General features: G+C 67.2%; 14 protein-coding genes and 2 tRNA genes. 12 read left to right on the top strand and 4 right to left on the bottom strand.

The annotated features are described in order from the left end of the window. Positions 1-36 precede the first annotated feature (36 nt). The 11 genes from dnaN to RS85_RS17075 all read left to right on the top strand — a co-directional run bounded on the left by dnaN (position 37) and on the right by RS85_RS17075 (position 11,875). A complete protein-coding gene (dnaN, locus tag RS85_RS17125; protein WP_046014964.1) occupies positions 37-1,179 on the top strand; it encodes a DNA polymerase III subunit beta in 1,143 nt (380 codons plus the stop codon). 352 nt (positions 1,180-1,531) lie between these two features. Continuing rightward, positions 1,532-2,758, top strand: a complete 1,227-nt coding sequence (recF, locus tag RS85_RS17120; RefSeq protein ID WP_046014676.1) for a DNA replication/repair protein RecF — start codon at positions 1,532-1,534, stop codon at positions 2,756-2,758. Beyond that, complete coding sequence (locus tag RS85_RS17115; protein ID WP_046014675.1) at positions 2,751-3,257, top strand: DUF721 domain-containing protein; 507 nt, start codon at positions 2,751-2,753, stop codon at positions 3,255-3,257. Before recF ends, RS85_RS17115 begins: the two co-directional genes overlap by 8 nt. Before the next feature lie 118 nt (positions 3,258-3,375). Further along, the gene (gene gyrB, locus RS85_RS17110; RefSeq protein WP_082087685.1) at positions 3,376-5,460 is read left to right on the top strand and encodes a DNA topoisomerase (ATP-hydrolyzing) subunit B; all 2,085 of its coding nucleotides are present in this window, start codon (positions 3,376-3,378) and stop codon (positions 5,458-5,460) included. A 101-nt stretch (positions 5,461-5,561) separates the two neighbouring features. Next, entirely contained in the window at positions 5,562-8,114 is a 2,553-nt protein-coding gene (gene gyrA, locus RS85_RS17105; protein WP_046014674.1) for a DNA gyrase subunit A, read from the top strand. Next, a complete protein-coding gene (locus tag RS85_RS17100; protein ID WP_046014673.1) occupies positions 8,111-8,515 on the top strand; it encodes a DUF3566 domain-containing protein in 405 nt (134 codons plus the stop codon). Before gyrA ends, RS85_RS17100 begins: the two co-directional genes overlap by 4 nt. A gap of 212 nt (positions 8,516-8,727) precedes the next feature. After that, complete coding sequence (locus tag RS85_RS17095) at positions 8,728-9,996, top strand: sensor histidine kinase (RefSeq protein WP_046014672.1); 1,269 nt, start codon at positions 8,728-8,730, stop codon at positions 9,994-9,996. Continuing rightward, entirely contained in the window at positions 9,984-10,673 is a 690-nt protein-coding gene (locus RS85_RS17090) for a LuxR C-terminal-related transcriptional regulator (RefSeq protein WP_046014671.1), read from the top strand. The genes RS85_RS17095 and RS85_RS17090 overlap by 13 nt, the downstream gene beginning before the upstream one ends. Further along, positions 10,670-11,617: a DUF4097 family beta strand repeat-containing protein gene (locus tag RS85_RS17085; protein WP_046014670.1), complete on the top strand. Its 948-nt coding sequence runs from the start codon at positions 10,670-10,672 to the stop codon at positions 11,615-11,617. Before RS85_RS17090 ends, RS85_RS17085 begins: the two co-directional genes overlap by 4 nt. A gap of 84 nt (positions 11,618-11,701) precedes the next feature. Further along, positions 11,702-11,775: transfer RNA gene (locus RS85_RS17080), tRNA-Ile, on the top strand. 27 nt (positions 11,776-11,802) lie between these two features. Next, positions 11,803-11,875, top strand: a tRNA-Ala gene (locus RS85_RS17075). A gap of 5 nt (positions 11,876-11,880) precedes the next feature. Here the strand turns inward: RS85_RS17075 and RS85_RS17070 are convergent. The 4 genes from RS85_RS17070 to RS85_RS17055 form a co-directional block, all read right to left on the bottom strand. Continuing rightward, positions 11,881-12,357: a DUF3253 domain-containing protein gene (locus tag RS85_RS17070; RefSeq protein ID WP_046014669.1), complete on the bottom strand. Its 477-nt coding sequence runs from the start codon at positions 12,355-12,357 to the stop codon at positions 11,881-11,883. 62 nt (positions 12,358-12,419) lie between these two features. Next, positions 12,420-12,863 carry a hypothetical protein gene (locus tag RS85_RS17065; RefSeq protein WP_046014668.1) on the bottom strand — a complete coding sequence of 148 codons (444 nt, stop codon included), beginning with the start codon at positions 12,861-12,863 and terminating at the stop codon, positions 12,420-12,422. Positions 12,864-12,878: 15 nt separating this feature from the next. Beyond that, entirely contained in the window at positions 12,879-13,322 is a 444-nt protein-coding gene (locus tag RS85_RS17060) for a GNAT family N-acetyltransferase (RefSeq protein WP_046014667.1), read from the bottom strand. Positions 13,323-13,360: 38 nt separating this feature from the next. Further along, positions 13,361-14,191: a helix-turn-helix transcriptional regulator gene (locus RS85_RS17055; protein ID WP_046014666.1), complete on the bottom strand. Its 831-nt coding sequence runs from the start codon at positions 14,189-14,191 to the stop codon at positions 13,361-13,363. A 76-nt stretch (positions 14,192-14,267) separates the two neighbouring features. Here RS85_RS17055 and ilvD point away from each other — a divergent pair, with 76 nt between their 5' ends. Further along, positions 14,268-16,172 (top strand): dihydroxy-acid dehydratase, encoded by a 1,905-nt coding sequence (gene ilvD, locus RS85_RS17050; RefSeq protein ID WP_046014665.1) that lies wholly within the window; start codon positions 14,268-14,270, stop codon positions 16,170-16,172. Positions 16,173-16,223 lie beyond the last annotated feature (51 nt).

Genomic DNA, 16,223 nt, shown 5'->3' with positions numbered 1-16,223 from the left:
GACGACATGTCACAGATCGATGACAAGGGAGCACCCGTGAGGTTTCAGGTCAACCGCGATGTCTTCAGCGAGGCTGTGTCGTTCGTCGTCAAGCTTCTCCCGCAGCGCAACCCGCAGCCGATCCTCGCCGGAGTCCTGATCGAGGCCGACGGTTCCGGACTCACACTCTCCGCGTTCGACTACGAAGCCTCCGCTCGCACGACCATCGAAGCCACGGTCGAGACCCCGGGCACGATCCTCGTCCACGGTCGTCTGCTCTCCGACATCGCCAGCCGCCTGCCCAATGCACCGATCGAGATCGCCGTCGAGGACGACGGTGGGATCACGGTCACCTGCGGCTCGGCCCGCTTCACTCTCGCCGCCATGCCCGTCGAGGAATATCCGTCGATCCCCGAGGTGTCCGGCTCTTCGGGCGTGGTTCCGGCCGATGACTTCGGCACCGCCATCGCGCAGGTCGGTTTCGCGGCATCCCGCGATGACGTCACGCCGGTTCTCACGGGTGTGCAGCTCGCCGTGTCGGGTCAGACCCTCAGCCTCGTCGCCACCGACCGCTATCGCGTCTCGATCAGGGACGTGCCGTGGGACGGTGAAGCCGTCGAGGCAACCGCACTCGTGCCCGCTCGCACCCTGGTGGAGGTCGGAAAGACCTTCGGGCACGCCGGCAACATCCAGATCGCCTTCTCCGGAGCGGGTGAGCGCGAGATCATCGCCTTCACCGCCGGCAACAAGACCGTGACGTCGTTGCTCATCAAGGGCAACTTCCCGCCGGTCCGTCGCCTTTTCCCCGAGCAGACGGATCACTATGCGGTCGTCAACACCGCAGATCTCGTCGAAGCCGTGCGACGCGTGTCGCTTGTGCTGGATCGCGCTGCTCCCCTGCGGTTCACGTTCTCGAAGGACAGCGTGACCATGGATGCGTCCGGTGGCGACCACGCCCGTGCGTCCGAGTCGGTCGACGCGATCCTGTCGGGCGGCGAGGAAGTTACTCTGGGGCTCAACCCGCAGTACCTGATCGAGGCGCTCGGCGCGGTGAAGAGCGAGTTCGTGCGCGTGACGTTCACGTCGAGTGACAACGCGAACAAGCTCAGCCCGGTGCTCATCACCAGCCAGACGTCTGTCGACAAGGCCGGTCTCGACTCGTTCAAGTACCTTCTGCAGCCCAACCTCCTCCTTCGCTGACCCGGAGCCGTCCTCGCTCGGCCCTTCGACAGGCTCAGGGACCCAGGTCTTCGCGTCGATCGACGTTTCGTCTCGCTCCGCTCGCTCAACGACCGGGGTTGCATCGATCTCTCAGGCAGTCGGCGAGCGAAGCGAGCCGCTGCCACCCCGTACCCCGAACGTTCCCGGTACCTCAGCCGGCCGCAACGATGCGTGGAGACGCGAGGGAGGCGGGGTGTTCCCGGCGTGAGCATCGGGAGGGGCCCGCGAAGCGGGAAGGAGCCCGCTCTGCGAACGAAGGGAACACCCCGCCTCCCGACCCACAGAAACCAAGACCCAGACACTGTCCGACCCCGAAGGTAGGCTGGCCCCCGTGATCGTGGAACATCTGAGCTTGGTGGACTTCCGCAATTACGCGACCGCCGAACTCACCCTTCACAGCGGTCCGAATGTGCTCGTGGGCCGCAACGGTCAGGGCAAGACCAATCTCGCCGAGGCTGTGGTTTTCCTTGCGACGCTCGGGTCGCACCGCGTCTCGTCGGACGCCCCGATGGTGCGTGACGGCCAGGAGTACGCGATCATCCGCGCCCGGCTCTCGCATGGGGAGCGCAAGGTCCTCGTCGAGGTGCAGCTGAATCGGCAGGGCTCCAACAAAGCGCGCATCAACGGGTCGCCGTCGAAGGCGAACGAGCTCCCCCGGTATGCGCATGTCGTCCTGTTCGCGCCGGAAGATCTGCAGATCGTCCGGGGTGATCCTTCTGCGCGTCGGCGGTTCGCCGACCAGCTTCTCATCCAGCGCACACCACGCATGGCTGCGGTTCTGGCGGACTACGACCGGGTGCTCAAGCAACGCAACGCCCTGCTGAAGTCGGCCCGGGCGCGCGGCATCCGCGGCGAAGGTCTCAGCACGCTGGATGTATGGGACGACAAGCTCGTGTCGCTGGGCTCCGAGATCATCACCGCCCGTCAGCGTCTGGCCGCCGATCTCCAGCAGCCCGTCGCCGACGCCTACGCGGCCATCGCCGGTGAGGATCACCGTCCGCAGCTCGAGTGGGCGCTGTCGGTGGGGGGTGCCGATCCGGAGGAAGACGGCCCGGAACCGACGGATGCCGACACCCCCGCCGCGTACGACAAGCTCGCAGAGACCCGCCTCATCGCCGACATGTTCCGTGCCTCCCTGGCGGCGAAGCGCGCGAACGAGATCGATCGCGGTCTCACCCTCACCGGTCCGCATCGCGATGATCTGATCCTCCGGGTGCGCGATCTGCCGGTGAAGGGCTACGCCTCGCACGGCGAGTCGTGGTCGGTGGCCCTCTCGCTGCGCCTCGCCTCCGCCGAGCTGCTGCGGAGCGAGTCTCCGGCGGGCGATCCGGTGCTCATCCTCGACGACGTCTTCGCCGAGCTCGATGCCGATCGCCGTCAGCGCCTGGCATCCCTCACGTCGGAGTACGAGCAGGTGGTGGTCACCGCCGCCGTGGAGGAGGATATCCCCGCCGTGCTGCACGCCCATGTGGTACGGATCAACGCCGGCACGATCAGTGACGAGCGGACCTCTGGACAGGCCCAGGCACCCAGCGGAGAGGGGGAGACCGATGACTGACGTCGCCCCGACCCCCGCGGCATCCGAAGTTCCCGAGACGGTCTCGACCTATCTGCGCCTGCGCGGTCTCAAGCCGAGCTCGGCGTCATGGAAGCGCAAGCGCAGGATCGTCGACGACGACGAGAACGCGCCCTTCACCCCCGGGCGCGACCCTGGATCGCTGGGCGCCGTGCTCGACCGGCTGAGCCGCGACTCCGGCTGGCAGACGACTCTGGCTCGCGAGGATCTCGTGCGGCAATGGGCGGATCTCGCCGGCGCCGACACCGCGAAGCACTCCGAGCCGGTCTCGCTCGAGCGCGGACTGCTCACCGTCAAGTGCGATTCGACGGCGTGGGCGAAGAACCTGCAGTTCATGCGCGCGACGATCCTCACCGAGATCGGCCGACGATATCCGGATGCCGGTGTGGAGAACCTGCGCTTCATCGGACCGGACGTTCCCTCCTGGAAATGGGGTCCCAGAACGGTTCCAGGGCGGGGCCCGCGCGATACCTACGGGTAGGGCACCGTGCGAGGGGTCTGAAACGCTCAGAGGGCCACACGCGGCCGCTGAGCCGCATATTGCGACGAAAACCCGATAGAATGGGAGTTCGTGATATCGATGTGGAGAATGCCCTCTGATGACGCCTGAATCCCCCGCAGACGAGACGGAATCGACCAACGGAGGAACCCCCGAGAACGGCTCCAGCAATGGGCACTCGCCGATCTCCCCCACCTCGAAGCAGCCCGGCGAGTACGGCGCAGACGAGATCCAGATCCTCGAAGGACTCGAGGCCGTCCGCAAGCGCCCCGGTATGTACATCGGCTCGACGGGTCCGCGCGGTCTGCACCACCTCGTGTACGAGATCGTCGACAACTCGGTCGATGAGGCCCTCGCCGGCTACTGCGACGCGATCATCGTCTCGCTTCTCGAAGACGGCGGCGTCCGTGTCATCGACAACGGTCGAGGCATCCCGGTCGACCCGCACTCCTCCGACCCCAACAAGTCGACCGTCGAGGTCGTGCTGACGATTCTCCACGCCGGTGGAAAGTTCGGCGGCGGCGGATACGCGGTGTCCGGCGGTCTGCATGGCGTCGGCTCCTCGGTCGTGAACGCGCTCTCCACCCGGTTCGAGATCGACATCAAGCGTCAGGGATACACCTGGCACCACAGCTTCGCCGACGGCGGGCACCCGCAGCAGGCGCTGAAGCGCGGCGCGGAAACCGACGAGACCGGCACCGACATCACGTTCTGGCCGGATCCTGCGATCTTCACCGAGGGCGTCGAGTTCGACTACGAGACCCTGCGCACCCGCTTCCAACAGATGGCGTTCCTCAACAAGGGGCTGCGCATCGAGCTGCACGACGAGCGCGCCGGCCACACCGAGGTCATCGAAGACGAGGGCACCAGCATCGAGCGGCAGCGCGGCGATGTCTTCCTCTACGAGCGCGGTTTGGTCGACTACGTCGAGTACCTGAACAAGGTGCGTCACGCCGAGGTCGTCAACGACGAGATCATCGCCTTCGAGTCCGAGGACTCGGAGCGCAAGATCTCGCTCGAGGTCGCGATGCAGTGGACGACGTCGTACACCGAGAACGTCTTCACGTACGCGAACACGATCAACACGCACGAGGGCGGCACCCACGAAGAGGGCTTCCGCGCGGCACTCACCACTCTGGTCAACAAGTACGCCCGCGCGAACAACCTCCTCAAGGAGAAAGACGACAACCTCTCCGGCGACGACGTGCGCGAGGGACTGACCGCGGTCATCTCCATCAAGCTCGGGGAGCCGCAGTTCGAGGGTCAGACCAAAACCAAACTCGGCAACACCGAGGCGAAGGCGTTCGTGCAGAAGGTCGTCGGCGATCAGCTCGGCGACTGGCTCGACCGCAACCCGACGCAGGCGAAGAACGTGATCCGCAAGGCGATCGACGCCGCGACCGCTCGTCTCGCCGCCCGCAAGGCGCGCGAGACCGCTCGACGCAAGAGCGTGTTCGAGTCGGCCGCGATGCCCGACAAGCTCAAGGACTGCACGAGCAAGGACCCATCGATCAGCGAGATCTTCCTCGTCGAGGGTGACTCGGCCGGCGGCTCGGCGGTGCAGGGTCGCGACCCGCACACGCAGGCCATCCTGGCGCTGCGAGGAAAGATCCTCAACGTCGAGCGCGCGCGTCTTGACAAGGCCCTCGGCAACCGCGAGGTCCAGGCGATGATCCAGGCCTTCGGCACGGGGATCGGCGAGGACTTCGACATCGAGAAGGCCCGGTATCACAAGATCGTGCTGATGGCGGATGCCGACGTCGACGGTCAGCACATCACGACGCTGCTGCTCACGCTCCTGTTCCGCTACATGCGCGGGCTCATCGAGGCCGGCTTCGTCTACCTGGCGATGCCGCCGCTGTACCGCCTGAAGTGGTCGAACTCCGCACATGAGTACGTGTTCAGCGACGCCGAGCGTGACGCTCTGCTGAAGTTCGGTCTCGACAACGGCAAGCGCATCCCGAAGGACGCCGGCATCCAGCGGTACAAGGGTCTCGGCGAGATGAACGCCAAGGAGCTGTGGGAGACGACGATGGATCACTCGACCCGGACGCTCCGGCAGGTGACCATCGAGGATGCCGCGGCCGCCGATGAGATCTTCAGCGTGCTGATGGGTGAAGACGTCGAATCCCGGCGCAGCTTCATCCAGCGCAATGCCAAGGACGTCCGCTTCCTCGACATTTAAACCGGCGAGCGAAGCGAGCTGCCCCGGTCGTTGAGCGAGCGCAGCGAGTCGAAACGCCGTATGACGATCTCGAAACGCAACCGAAGAATCGAAGAAACCACATGACTGACGAAGAACGCCCCGTTCCCGAACACGATCACGGCAAGATCGACCAGGTCGACCTGCAGTCCGAGATGCAGCGCAGCTATCTCGACTACGCGATGGCCGTGATCGTCGGTCGTGCGCTGCCGGATGTGCGCGACGGCCTCAAGCCCGTGCACCGCCGCGTGATCTACGGCATGTACGACGGCGGGTTCCGCCCGGACAAGTCGTTCTCGAAGTGCGCCCGCGTGGTCGGCGAGGTCATGGGGCAGTACCACCCGCACGGTGACACCGCCATCTACGACGCGCTCGTGCGTCTGGTGCAGCCGTGGGCGCTGCGCTATCCGCTGGCTCTCGGCCAGGGCAACTTCGGTTCCCCGGGAAACATGGGTGCGGCCGCCCCTCGGTACACCGAGACGAAGATGGCTCCGCTCGCACTCGAGATGGTGCGCGACATCGAAGAAGACACCGTCGACTTCCAGGACAACTACGACGGGCAGACGCAGGAGCCGACGGTGCTCCCGGCGCGCTTCCCGAACCTGCTGGTCAACGGCTCGGTCGGCATCGCTGTCGGAATGGCGACCAACATCCCGCCGCACAACCTGCGCGAGGTGTCGGATGCCGCGCTCTGGGCCCTCGACAACCCCGGCATCAGCCGCGAGGAGTTGCTCGACGGACTGATCCAGCGCATCCCGGGACCGGACTTCCCGACCGGCGCGCAGATCCTCGGCACCAAGGGCATCCACGAGGCGTACCGCACCGGACGCGGCTCGATCACGATGCGCGCGGTCGTCAACGTCGAGGAGATCCAGGGTCGCAACTGCCTCGTGATCACCGAGCTGCCGTACCAGGTCAACCCCGACAACGTCGCGGTGAAGATCGGCGACCTGGCGCGTGACGGCAAGATCACCGGCATCGCCGACATCCGCGACGAGTCGTCCGACCGCACCGGTCAGCGTCTCGTCGTCGTGCTCAAGCGCGACGCGGTCGCGAAGGTCGTGCTGAACAACCTGTACAAGCACACGCAGCTGCAGGAGAACTTCGGCGCGAACATGCTCGCGATCGTCGACGGCGTGCCGCGCACGCTCGCGATCGACGGCTTCGTCTCGTACTGGATCACGCATCAGATCGAGGTGATCGTCCGCCGCACGCAGTACCGGCTCACCGAGGCCGAGAAGCGGATGCACATCCTGCGCGCGTACCTGAAGGCGCTCGACGCGCTCGATGAGGTCATCGCGCTGATCCGCCGGTCGCAGACGACGCAGGAGGCGAACGAGGGATTGCAGAAGCTCCTCGACATCGACGACATCCAGGCCGACGCGATCCTGCAGATGCAGCTGCGTCGTCTCGCCGCCCTCGAGCGTCAGAAGATCATCGAGCAGGCGGAGGAGCTCGAAGCACTCATCACGGACTACAAGGCGATCCTCGCCGACGAGGGTCGTCAGCGCACGATCATCCGCGAAGAGCTCACGGCGATCGTCGATCGCTTCGGCGACGAGCGTCGCACGCACATCCTGCACGGGTTCGACGGCGACGTCTCGATGGAAGACCTCATCGCCGAGGAGGAGATGGTCGTCACCGTCACGCGTGAGGGCTACATCAAGCGCACGCGCAGCGACAACTACCGTTCGCAGCACCGCGGTGGCAAGGGCATCAAGGGTGCGCAGCTGCGGGCCGACGACATCGTCGAGCATTTCTTCGTGACCACGACGCATCACTGGCTGCTGTTCTTCACAGACAAGGGCCGCGTCTACCGCGCGAAGACGTACGAGGTGCCCGAGGCCGGCCGCGACGCGAAGGGCACGCACGTCGCGAACCTCCTCGCGCTGCAGCCGGATGAGAGCATCGCGCAGGTGCTCGACATCCGCGACTACACCGTCGCCGAGTACCTGGTGCTGGCGACCCGCGAGGGTCTGGTGAAGAAGACGCGTCTCGACGCCTACGACACCAACCGTCAGGGTGGCGTCATCGCGATCCGTCTGAACGATGAGGACGAACTGGTCAGCGCGCTGCTGGTCGATGCCTCGGACGACATCCTCCTCATCAGCCGTCGCGGCATGTCCGTGCGGTTCGAGGCGACCGATGAGGCGCTTCGTCCGATGGGCCGCGCGACTGCGGGTGTGCGGGGAATGAAGTTCAAGCTCGACGGCGACAGCCTGCTGTCGGCATCCTTCGCCGCCCCCGGCGAATTCGTGTTCGTGGTCACCGACGGCGGCTACGCGAAGCGCACTGCCGTCGAGGAATATCGCGTGCAGGGACGCGGCGGAACCGGCATCAAGGTCGCCAAGCTGAACGACGATCGCGGCACCCTTGCGGGCGGTCTGATCGTCTCGGAGGACGACGAGGTCTTGGTGGTTCTGTCCAGCGGCAAGGTGGTACGCTCTGCCGTGGCCGAGGTGCCCGCCAAGGGCAGGGACACCATGGGAGTCGTATTCGCACGGACGACGGATGCTGATCGCATCCTCGCCATCGCCCGCAACGGTGAGCGAGGCCTCGCAGATGACGAAGCGGAGGCGGACTCCGACACCGCGGCCCCCGAGACACAGACACCTGAGGAAAGCACGGACGAATGAGTACGGTAGCCGACAAGCTGGCGAAGAAATCCACACGCAAGACCGGCGGCAAGCAGGTCCGGCTGCGGCTGGTGTACGTCGACTTCTGGTCGGCCGTGAAGCTGTCGTTCCTCGGAGCGGTCGCCCTCGCGGTCGTCACGATGGTGTCGTTCTTCCTCATCTTCCTGGTGCTGCAGGCGACCGGCATCATGGCCACGGCCGATGAGTTCGTGCGCAGCTTCACTGACGGGGCGATCCCGCTGTCCGAGGTCGTGGGTCTGCCGCAGGTGATGGCCTTCGCCGCGGTCGTGGCGATCCTGAACCTCATCGTCTTCACCGTGCTCGGCGCCGTGATCGCCGGTATCTACAACCTCGCCGTGAAGGTGACCGGCGGACTGCTCGTCGGCTTCATGTCGAACTGACCTGAGTTCTCGAGAGGCGGATGCTTCGGCATCCGCCTCTTCTGCGTTCTGGACCCCTCCGCTCCGCTTTCGAATCGCGCAACTGGTCGATCCGCGGCCCTCAAATCGACCAGTTGCGCGATTCGAAAACCACTCCGGTCTACGGAAAACCCGAACGCAGGAGTCCGGATGCCTCGGTGTCGGCGCGAACGACGCGCGCCTACCTTGGAACCATGACGACACACACTGCGCCTCCGCCGCAGGCGACGGCTGTGAAGCCGCCGCGGCGCATCTTCCTCACGATCCTCCACCTGGCGGCCGTCGGGGTCATCGGCGGCGTCATCTTCACGATGCTCGCCGGCGTCCTCGGCACCGGCCTCGGCCTGCTCTTCGCCTTCGGCATCGGTCTGGTGCTGCTGGTCGGACTCGTCTACGCGCTGTTCGGCCTCGGCTGGTTCGAGATCGCCCGCGTCGGCGCGCTCTACGACTCGCCGATCGCACCGCTCCGTCTGCGTCAGCGCGACCGTCCCGGCTTCGGCGGGTGGCTGCGCTCAGTCGGCCGACAGGCCGTCGACGGACGCATGTGGCGCGCTGTGGCGAACTTCGCCATCGCGGCGATCCTCGGATTCATCGTGCTCCGCCTCTTCTGGGCCCTGGTCTGGTCGATCTTCATCTCCTTCGCTCCCCTCACGGATGCCGGATCGGTCATCGGGCCGTTCGGCGGAGGTGGGATCGCGGTCGAGTGGGCGCCGCTGGTCGGCATCCTCGGCATCGTGGCATCCGCAGCCGGCATCCTCGGACTCGCGCTGCTGCACCGCACACTCTCTCTCGCCATCGTGATCCGCAGTCGCGAGACGGAGCTCACCGAGCGCGTCCGCACGACGACCGCGCAGCGGGAAGGCGCCGTGCGTGCGGCCGACGTCGAGCGCACTCGCATCGAACGCGATCTTCACGACGGCGTCCAGCCGCGACTGGTCTCGGTCGGGATGACGCTGGGCCTCGCGCAGCAGAAGATCGACAACGATCCGGATGCCGCGAAAGAGCTGATCGCCGAGGCGCACACCTCCACCAAGGCAGCGATCACCGAACTGCGGCAGCTCGCCCGCGGCATCCACGCCTCGGTGCTCGATGACCGCGGACTGGATGCGGCGCTCTCCGCCCTGGCGGGACGGTCGCACATCCCCGTGGTTCTCGACGTGCGGATGGACGGACGGTGCAGCCGTGAAGCCGAAGCCGCCGTGTACTTCTCGATCGCCGAGTCGCTCACCAACGCGGCGAAGCACTCGAGGGCCAGCGAAGCGCGGGTCACCGTGCGACTGCGCGAGGGCAACACTCTCTGGGCACGCGTCGAAGACAACGGCATGGGCGGCGCGCAGGTGCAGCCCGGCGGCGGTCTCGACGGCATCGCGAACCGGATCCTCGCTGCGGGAGGGACGTTCCGCCTCGAGAGTCCGCACGGCGGCCCGACCTCGCTCGAGGTGAACGTGCCATGCGCATCCTGATCTGCGAGGACTCCGTCCTGCTGCGCGAAGGTCTCGTGCGGCTGCTGGAGGATGCCGGCCACAGCGTGGTCGCCGCCCTGCCCGACACCTCCGGGCTCGATGAGGCCGTCGCGACGACGGATCCGGAGCTCTGCATCCTCGACGTCCGGCTCCCGCCGACATTCACCGACGAGGGGATCCGCGCGGCGCTCGGACTGCGCAAGACGCATCCGTCCCTCGCGATCCTCGTGCTCTCGCAGTACGTCGAGGAACGCTACGCGTCCGATCTCATCGCGGCTCAGGGCGGACCACTCGGCTACCTGCTCAAAGACCGTGTGGCCGATGTGGCCGAGTTCCTGCAATCGGTGCAGCGCATCTCGGAGGGAGCCACCGTGCTCGATCCGGAGGTCGTGGCCCAGCTGCTCACGCGGCGGAACCGCGACGATCGGATGCTTCGGCTCACCGAGCGCGAGCGCACCGTGCTCGCACTGATCGCGGAGGGGAAGTCCAACCAGGCGATCGCCGGACTCCTCTTCCTCTCGGAGGCGAGTGTCGAGAAGCACATCACCTCCATCTTCCAGAAGCTGGGCTTCGAGCAAGGCGAATCGGGAAACCGTCGCGTACTCGCCGCCCTCGCGCACATCGAGAACACCGGCGGCCCCGTGCCCCCGGCCGGCCCGACAGGAATGGCACGATGACGAACGAACAGAACGACCTCACGGGCGGGCACACCCCGCTCACTCCCCAGCCGGCATCCGCGCCACAGGGACCGACTCCCCCGCCCTCGGATCTCGGCTCCGCGCCGCAGGCCGAGGCACCCCGCCCGGAGGCCGCGTCCAACGGGTCCGGTCGGACAGCGATCACCGTCGGGATCGCGATCTTCGGCGGGCTGGCCCTCCTGGGCTCGGGCGGAACCGCCGCCGTCGCCGCATCCGGCGACCTGTGGAGCTCGAGCCTCCCCGACTCCGTGCAGACGGTGGGGGTCGAGGGGATCGACGGTCTCGACCTCGATGTGGACGGCAGCAACATGCAGATCGAGTTCGGCGACGTCGACGAGGCGGAGCTCTCGATCACGAACGGCCGAGGCCCGTCGTGGACCTTCGAGCGCGACGGCGGCGAGCTGATCGTCCGCAGCCCGGAGTCCCGCTGGGGCTGGTGGTTCAGCAACTGGTTCGGAGATGACGAGCTCGCGGTGCTGACGCTCCCGGAGAGCCTCGACGACGGCGGGCTCGAGGGAGACCTGACGCTCGACGCCGGAAGCCTCGATGTGGAGGGAACGTTCTCGCACCTCGGCATCGATGTCAGCGCTGGAGAGGTGAATGTCGAGGGTTCGGCCACGAGCCTCGACGTCGACATGAGCGCCGGGCGCGCCGACATCCTGCTCGACGGGGTGGAGGACGCGGTCCTCGGGGTCTCCGCCGGCAACCTCGACGTGGAACTGACCGGAACTCCGCCTTCGCAGACGACCATCGACGTGAGCGCAGGATCGGTCGATCTGACCGTGCCCGACGTGTCGTACGCGATCACGCAGGACGTCAGCGCCGGATCTCTGGACGCGAAGATCGAGCAGTCCGGGAGCGGGCAGCGGGCGATCGACGTGACGCTGTCGGCCGGAAGCGTGACGATCCGCCCCGGCAACTGATCGCCGTCGAGCGCGGGGCCTCGCGAGGGCCTCGCGCTCGATTCGGATTTTCCGCCGTTCTCCGGTAAAGTCTTGGAGGTTGACGGGGCCATAGCTCAGGTGGTTAGAGCGCTTCACTGATAATGAAGAGGTCCCAGGTTCAAGTCCTGGTGGCCCCACACTTTCAATTCAAAATATCCCTTCACGGGGCCTTAGCTCAGTTGGTAGAGCGCCTGCTTTGCAAGCAGGATGTCAGGAGTTCGAATCTCCTAGGCTCCACAGTTTCACAGCGCGGGACCGCGGATGATCCGCACCGGCCCGCGCGCGTCTTCGATCCGCACCGGCTCGCCCTTCTGTGTCACCACGATCTCGCGCTTCTCGGCGAGTTCGGCGGCTACCCGCCGGACGTCGTCCATGCGCGAGCGCCACGAGTCGCCTCCGATCGTCCGGGCGACGTCACTCGGACAGATCGACGACGGGTCCCGCTTCCGGGTGAGTGCGCGCATCGTCGCCGCGGCGCGGTCTGCGAACCCGGCATCCGTCGACTCGTCCCACCACGGCTCTCCGCGCTCGCCGAGGGCGGTCTTCGCGTCATGCACACGGCGCCGAGCGTCAGTCTCGGCAGTCTTCACGGCCCTGCGCGCGGCCATGAGCTCGTCGACGAGTTCCTGACGGAACGTGTCGGGGATCGATGGATCCGTCGCGCGCCAGCGTCGTCCGTCGACGACGATGTGGTGGCCGCCGGGCGTGTGCTCCGTCATGGGATCAGTCTGCGCGGTGGCTCTCGGCCCAGCGAGGGCCTTGACGAGCGTCTGCCGCGGGATCAGTCCTCGACCGCGATCACGTCGACGACGTGCTCCTCGTCGTACGCGGGGAAGCTGATCCGCGCCACCTCGGGAACGGCCGAGCCGACGCTCGACGCCGTGAACGAGTGCGTCGTGGGCGCCATGTCCGCCGTGCACGCGCCCTGTGCATCATGCTCGAACGACACGACGAACTCCGTGCCCTCCTTGGCCGCCGATGTCGCTCTGGGCGGACAGCTCCCGCTCCCCCAGGTGATCACGTCGACGCCGCCGTCCGCATACGCGAGGACGATGGGCCCCTCGAGGAATCCGGGTTCGTCGTTCCCGGCGGTGGCGGATTCGAAGCTCTCGGGAACGCCGCCGGTCCGCTCATCGGCGACGCCGATCGAGGGCACTCCGGCGCATCCGGACAGGACGATCGACAGGGAGATCGCCCCCACGATCGCTCGCATCCGTGCGTTCATCAGTTCTCCGCCGCGTCAGCCGAGGGGTATCTGGTAGTGGATCATGCCGGACCGTGCCGCGACTCGATCGTAGAGTGCTCGAGCCGTGGCGTTGCTCTCCGCGGTGAGCCAGTAGACCTTGGCGCACCCGCGAGATGACGCCCAGGCGCGGACGTGCTCGATCAAGGTCCTGCCGGCTCCGCGGCCACGGCCTGCCGGGGCGACGAAGAGGTCTTCGAGGTAGCAGTCGTCGTCGGTGGACCAGGTCGCGGGGTGGGTCAACCAGTGGACCAGACCGAGGGCGACACCCGCGTCGTCGCGGAGAAGGGCGCCGTGAAGGTCTTCGTCGTCGAGGAGTCGCTCGAAGGTCGCCGACGTCGTGGCCGCATCGAGACGCGCTTCGTAGAACTCGAGATAACCGTGCCAGAGGGCGAGCCACTCGTCGTGATCGTCGCCAGTCAATGGTGTGATCTGCGGCATTCCGTCAGCCTATTCGGCCATCTGGGCATGCGGCGTCGTCACTCGCGGCGTCGGGAGAATCGCGCACGGGCCGCGGCATCAGCCGGCGTGTACACGACGAGCTGGATGTCGGTCTGGTCGGACGGTCGCAGCTGATGGTGCTCGAAGACGAGACGCCCGAGCGTCGGATGCTGGAACACGCGCTCGCGCGACTCGAACCCGCGAACGTCGTGGCTCTCCCACCGCTCGCGGAACTCAGGGCTCGCATCCATCAGCCGCCCGACGAGGTCGCGATACCGCGGATCGCCGAGCCGCGGACCGGCCTCGGCCCGGAACTCGGCGAGGAAGCGGCGGCTGGTGTCGTCCCAGTCGTCGAGCAGCTCGCGCACGGCCGGATCGGTGAAGATGAGCCACAGCAGGTTGCGCTTCTCGGGCGGGGTGGTCGCGACGTTCGGATACAGCGCTTCATAGGCGTTGTTCCAGCCGGCGACTCCCCAGTCGGGCGCGAGCGCATACGCCGGATGCTCTTCGAGGGCATCGAGGAACCGCTGCACGTGCGCGGGTGCGGTCTCGACAGCCTCGCCGGAACCCGGTCTCGTCGGGGTGAAGCCGGCCAATCGCAGCACGTAGTCGTGCTCGGCCACGCTCAGGTGCAGCGCCGTGGCGACGGCGTCGAGCACCTGGCGCGAGGGGTTGATGTCGCGGCCCTGCTCGAGCCACGTGTACCAGGTGACGCTCACACCCGAGAGGTACGAGATCTCCTCGCGGCGCAGGCCGACCGTGCGGCCTCGGCCCGCGGACGGAAGACCGTAGGCGCCGCGGTCGAGCTGTTCACGCCGAGCGCGCAGGAAGGCGCCGAGCTCCTTGCGCTGCTCCTCATCGATGGCCATGCGACAAACCTAGTGCTCTCACTACTAGTGTCAGCGCCGTCTTCCCGGCGCGGGCGCCGGCATCCAGAGTGGAATCATGCCCACCCCTCTTCGCTCCCGCACCGTCACGCATGGCCGCAACGCCGCCGGAGCCCGCGCCCTCTTCCGCGCCGCCGGCGTGAACGCCGCTGACTTCGGCAAGCCGATGATCGCCGTGGCGAACAGCTTCACCGAGTTCGTGCCCGGCCACACGCACCTGCAGCCGGTCGGCCGCATCGTCTCCGATGCAATCTCGGCTGCCGGCGGCATCCCCCGCGAGTTCAACACGATCGCGGTCGACGACGGCATCGCGATGGGCCATGGCGGGATGCTGTACTCGCTGCCGTCGCGCGACCTGATCGCCGACTCGGTCGAGTACATGGCAGGCGCGCATCAGGCCGACGCGCTCGTGTGCATCTCGAACTGCGACAAGATCACGCCCGGGATGCTGATGGCAGCCCTCCGCCTGAACATCCCCACCGTGTTCGTCTCCGGCGGACCGATGGAGGCCGGCCGCGCCACGCTGGTCGACGGGTCCGTGCGCACGCTCGACCTGGTCGACGCGATCTCCGAGGCGGCGAACGACACGGTCTCGGATGCCGATCTGAAGCGCATCGAAGAGAACGCGTGCCCGACCTGCGGCTCGTGCTCGGGCATGTTCACGGCGAACTCGATGAACTGCCTCGTCGAGGCCCTCGGGCTCGCGCTCCCCGGCAACGGCTCGGTGCTCGCGACGCACACCGCACGCCGCACGCTGTACGAGAGAGCCGGTGAGGTCGCGGTCGAGATCACGCGCCGCTTCTACGACGAGGACGACGCGACGGTCCTCCCCCGCGAGGTTGCGAGCTTCGCTGCGTTCGAGAACGCCATGGCCCTCGACATCGCGATGGGCGGCTCGACCAACACGATCCTGCACCTGCTCGCCGCAGCGCACGAGGCCGGCATCGATTTCGGACTCGACGAGATCGACGCGGTCTCCCGTCGCGTGCCGTGTCTCGCGAAGATCGCGCCGAACCCGGCCCACGGCCGGATGTACTACATGGAGGACGTGCACCGCGCCGGCGGCATCCCCGCCGTGCTCGGAGAGCTGCGCCGCGGTGGTCTGCTCAACGAGAACGTCAGCACGATCCATTCCGCGTCGTTCGCCGCGTGGCTCGACGACTGGGACATCCGTGGCGGCTCGGCGACGGATGCCGCGCAGGACCTCTGGTACGCGGCCCCGGGCGGGGTGCGCTCCTCAAGCGCGTTCTCGCAGTCCGAGCGCTGGGCCGCACTCGACGAGGATGCCGCGACCGGCTGCATCCGCGATGTCGAGCACGCGTACTCGGTCGACGGCGGTCTCGCGGTGCTCCGCGGCAACCTCGCGGTCGACGGGGCCGTCGTGAAGACGGCCGGCGTCGATCCGTCGATCCTGGTCTTCTCCGGTCCGGCGGTGGTCTGCGAGTCGCAGGAGGAGGCGGTAGCGAAGATCCTCGGCAAGAAGGTGCAGCCGGGCGACGTGGTCGTCATCCGCTACGAGGGTCCGAAGGGCGGACCAGGGATGCAGGAGATGCTGCATCCGACCTCGTTCCTGAAGGGACGCGGACTCGGCAAGGTCTGCGCACTGATCACAGACGGCCGCTTCTCGGGGGGCACCTCCGGACTCTCGATCGGTCACGTCTCCCCGGAGGCGGCTGCGGGCGGAGTGATCGCGCTGGTGGAGGACGGCGACATCATCGACATCGACATCCCCTCGCGCGCGATGAGCCTGCGAGTGAGCGAGACGGAGCTTGACGAACGTCGTGCCCGCCTGGTCGACGGCACCGGGTACCGTCCGGTCGACCGCACCCGCCCTGTGTCTCTCGCACTTCGGTCCTACGCGGCGATGGCGACCTCCGCCGATCGCGGTGCGGTGCGCGATGTCGAGCGTGTGGAGCGCGCGCTGCGTGAGCAGGAGCTGCGGAGCGCGGCCGCGCTGGTCTGAGTCGCGGTGCCGTTTCTGTTTTCGAATCGCGCAACTTGCCGGTGGTCGGCC

The sequence above is a fragment of the Microbacterium sp. SA39 genome (assembly GCF_000967865.1).
Taxonomy (GTDB): Bacteria; Actinomycetota; Actinomycetes; order Actinomycetales; family Microbacteriaceae; genus Microbacterium.
The sequence above is the reverse complement of the archived record's forward strand: the minus strand, read 5'-3'. Positions and strand labels throughout refer to the sequence as shown.